5 protein-coding genes are annotated in these 3,689 nt (G+C 70.4%); 2 read left to right on the top strand and 3 right to left on the bottom strand.

Annotated elements, in window-relative coordinates; all coding sequences use genetic code 11:
• Positions 1-256 (bottom strand): carboxyl transferase domain-containing protein (locus RIF68_RS30700; protein ID WP_309054539.1); only part of this gene is annotated, 256 nt, incomplete at its 3' end.
• A gap of 122 nt (positions 257-378) precedes the next feature.
• Complete coding sequence (locus tag RIF68_RS30695; protein ID WP_309054538.1) at positions 379-585, bottom strand: acyl-CoA carboxylase subunit epsilon; 207 nt, start codon at positions 583-585, stop codon at positions 379-381.
• A gap of 286 nt (positions 586-871) precedes the next feature.
• Here RIF68_RS30695 and RIF68_RS30690 point away from each other — a divergent pair, with 286 nt between their 5' ends.
• Positions 872-1,864, top strand: a complete 993-nt coding sequence (locus tag RIF68_RS30690) for a ScbA/BarX family gamma-butyrolactone biosynthesis protein (RefSeq protein WP_164288106.1) — start codon at positions 872-874, stop codon at positions 1,862-1,864.
• A 27-nt stretch (positions 1,865-1,891) separates the two neighbouring features.
• Here RIF68_RS30690 and RIF68_RS30685 read toward each other — a convergent pair whose 3' ends face one another.
• The gene (locus RIF68_RS30685; protein WP_309054540.1) at positions 1,892-2,737 is read right to left on the bottom strand and encodes an NAD(P)H-binding protein; all 846 of its coding nucleotides are present in this window, start codon (positions 2,735-2,737) and stop codon (positions 1,892-1,894) included.
• Between the two features lie 155 nt (positions 2,738-2,892).
• On the opposite strand from RIF68_RS30685, the gene RIF68_RS30680 reads away from it, so the two are divergent.
• The gene (locus RIF68_RS30680; protein WP_164288108.1) at positions 2,893-3,534 is read left to right on the top strand and encodes a ScbR family autoregulator-binding transcription factor; all 642 of its coding nucleotides are present in this window, start codon (positions 2,893-2,895) and stop codon (positions 3,532-3,534) included.
• The last annotated feature ends 155 nt before the right edge of the window (positions 3,535-3,689 follow it).

Genomic DNA, 3,689 nt, shown 5'->3' with positions numbered 1-3,689 from the left:
TCTTGGCCTCCAGCCCGAACCCGGTCGCCCGGTGCCGCCGCAACTGCTCGACCTCCCGGAACGACCCCGGGTCCACCAGCAGCTCGATCCGCTCCCGCGCGGTCAGCTTGCCCTTGGCGTGCTGCGCCGCCGTCGCCTTCTCGCTCGGCCCGGCCAGTGCCTGCGCACGCACACCGTGCAGCTCGGCCACCCGCCCGCGCGCGTCCGTCGGCTCCGCGAGGGGCGCCACTTGAGGAATGTCATTGAGTATCGTCACGATTTGTCCCTCCCTCATGGCGCGGCCCGGTCGATGGCTTCACCGTAACAAACCATCTATGCGGTTTTGCTACCGGGAGCTTGGCGCGCACAGGAATCAGCCATGGAAGATGCGGTGCCGGCCTACCGCCAGCAATAGGGGGACCGGTAGACCGCGGTGGACCGTTCGGGCCGCCACTGGGGAATCCCGGGAAGCTCCTGCGCGCCCTCCTCGTCGCCCCGGCCGACCATCAGCGAGTACAGCACGACGGTGACCGCGGCCAGTTCCTCGGCGCTGGCACGTCCGCGCTCGATCCGCAAAGCGGGCTCGACCTGGTCCGGTTCGGCCATGTCCCCTCCTCTCGACGTGCGGCCACCGTCCGCCACCGCGCTACAGAAGCGCTCCACTTCCGCTTGAGACCGCGCGGGCCGGCCCCATGATCGAAAGGAGGCCCGTTTCGGACAACAGAGCAGGGTGCCGGGAGGAGGGACGACTTCCGGAAGGACGGCCTCCAAGAGCGGCTTGTCGGAGGGGTCGGTTCCCCTAGAAATCAAACCGGGCGGTCCCTATCTTTCATCACGTCCGCCACCGACGGCGGACGGAGCGCTTTCGTTACGCCCATTCGCAGGGGGAAAAATGGCTACCAGCGCGTTCCCCGCAACACACCCGGCGGTCGGCCAGGAGCCCGAACTGTCCGTCGGCACCCCGCGGTTCAGGCCCAGCCTCTTCCGCTACCCGAACCTCACCACGACCGTTCCCAAGGAGCTGGTGCACCGCGCCGCCGTCGCCGAGGTCATGCTCACCGACTGGGAGCGCGTGGACGAGTCGCGTTTCAGAGTGGCCGCCCAGTGGCCGCGCGGCCACAGCTTCTTCACCCCGATCGACGGCCGGTACCACGACCCTCTCATCGCCGCTGAAACGATCCGTCAGGTCGGGTCCCTCCTCGGCCACGCCGAGTTCGGCGTCCCCTTCGGGCACCACTACCTGCTGCACGACCTCAGCCTCCGAGTGGACCCGCGCCACCTGATGATCCACCAGGCGCCCGCCTCCCTCGACCTCGAGGTGACCTGCGAGGACATCAAGATGCGCGGGGGCCGGCTCGCCGCCCTGCGCTACGAGGCGGTCGTGCGCCGCGACGGCCACACCGCGGCGACCGGCGTCTTCTCCTTCTCCTGCGTCTCCCCCACCGTCTACCGGCGGCTGCGCCCGGCGCACGTGTTCGCCGACGATCACCGCCCCGTGCCGCTGACGGCTCCGGTCGCCCCACAGAGCGTGGGACGCATGTCCCCCGCCGATGTGGTGCTCTCCCCCACCGAGGAGCCGAACCGCTGGCAACTGCGGCTGGACACCCAGCACCCCGTCCTCTTCGACCATCCCGGTGACCACGTCCCCGGGATGGTGCTCCTGGAGGCCGCCCGACAGGCGGCGGCGGGGGCCCTGGGAAGGACCTCCCTGCTGCCGCTGGGCCTCACCAGCGAACTCCGGCAGTACGCCGAGCTGGACATCCCCTGCGTGATCGAGGCCGCCCCGGGCGGCACGGAGAGCCCCGGCCTCACGACCGTCCACGTCACGGGACGCCAGCGCGGCGAGACCGTCTTCACCTGCGCCGTGACGGCGGCGGACGCCTGACACCCCTCGCACCGCCCCACCGTCCCGTCACCGTCCGGAGAAACTCGTCACGTGGTCGGCCGCCCACTGGCCGAACGTCCGAGCAGACCTGCCGACGACGCCGGCGAAGGTCTCGTCCACCTGAGCCTTGGCCCCCCGCCGCTGCCGCAGGGCGCTCTGCAGCAGTGCCTCCACCACGGCCGGCGGATGCCGCCGGCTCCACCGGGACCGGGCCTGATCCGGCCCCAGCTCCTCGAAGCGCAGCGGACGGCCCAGCAGGGACGAGAGCTGGGCCGTCCGCTCGACCGCGGTGACGGCCTCGGGGCCCGTGAGCAGGTACGCGCGACCGGCGTGCCCGGGGCGGGTGAGCGCCCGTACCGCGACCTCAGCGATGTCCCCGGGGTCGACGCAGGCGTTGGGGGACTCGCCGTACAGATCGCGCACGACGCCCTCGGTCCGGATGTCCGCCGCCCAGGCGAGGCTGTTGGACATGAACGAACGGGGTCGCAACAGGGTCCAGGCCAGGCCCGAGGAACGCAGCAGTTGCTCGCTCTCCCGCTGCCAGCGGGTGATCAGGTCGTTGGCCGCCGGGTCCTCGACGGCGGCCGCCGACAGCTTGACCACGTGCTCCACACCCGCGTCCGCGGCGGCCCGCACGAAACGCGCGTCCTGATCCCCGCCCACCACCGTCGTGACGAGGAACGCGCTGCTCACCCCGTGCAGAGCCGCCCGCAGTGACGACGCGTCACCGTAGTCCCCCCGGACGACCGTTATACGTCCGGCACCGGTCACGCGAGCCGGATCACGCGTGAGGACGCGCACCTCCGCGTCGGCCTGCAGCCGGCGGACCACCTCTCTCCCCACCGTTCCGGTGGCACCGGTCACCAGAATCACCACGTCGCCCCCACCCCGAACGGCCGGTCATCGCCTGTCGGAACCGAAGTTACCGACGCGCACGTCTTGGCGATACGCCCGCTGACGTTAAAATACGAACTAGACGGTTTGTATGCGAAGCCTTCCAAGGGCTCGTCGAACAGCTGGAGGGCAACGTGGCAGCACAGGAACGGGCGATCCGTACGCGTCGGAACATCATGCTGGCCGCGGCGACGGTCTTCAACGAGCGTGGGTACAAAGCCGCCACCATCGCCGACATCCTCTCCAAGGCAGGCGTGACCAAGGGCGCTCTCTATTTCCACTTCCCCTCGAAGGACGAGCTCGCCCAGGAGGTCCTCGCCAGCCAGAACCGCGACTTCGTCGTCCCCGACCGGCAGTCCAAGACCCAGGAAGTCGTCGACGTCGTCATGCTCCACACCCACCGGCTCCAGAACGACCCCATGGTGCGGGCGGCCGTCAGGCTGACCATGGACCAGCTCTCGACGGAGTTCGACCGCACCGGACCCTTCCGCCAGTGGGCCGAGGTCACCCGGGAACGGCTGGAGAAGGCCCGCAGCCAGGGAGAGCTGCTCCCCCACGTGGTGCCCGCCGAGACCGCCGACGTCATGGTCGGCTCCTACGCGGGCGTCCAGTCCATGTCCCACGCGCTCAGCGAGTACTCCGACCTCACCGCCCGGGCCAACGCCCTCCTGCGCCACCTGCTCCCCAGCATCGTCCTGCCCTCGGTCCTGGCCTCGGTGGACATCGCCGAGGACCGGGGCGCCAGGGTCTACGCCGAGATCCAGGCCACCGCCTAGACGGACAACGCTGTCGTCACCGACGGCACGCACCGGCCCCGCCCACCGTCGTCGCTACTTGCACTACGGCTCGAGCCTCCCGTGCTGAAGTCGGCTCACCGCGCCTCCTCCCGGCCGGGGCGCGGATCGCCGACGGAGGAGGAGCCCTCATGCCC

It is taken from the genome of Streptomyces sp., from assembly GCF_031178505.1.
Lineage (GTDB): Bacteria > Actinomycetota > Actinomycetes > Streptomycetales > Streptomycetaceae > Streptomyces > Streptomyces gulbargensis.
Note: the sequence above shows the minus strand (reverse complement) of the source record. Positions and strands in the feature narration are given on the sequence as shown.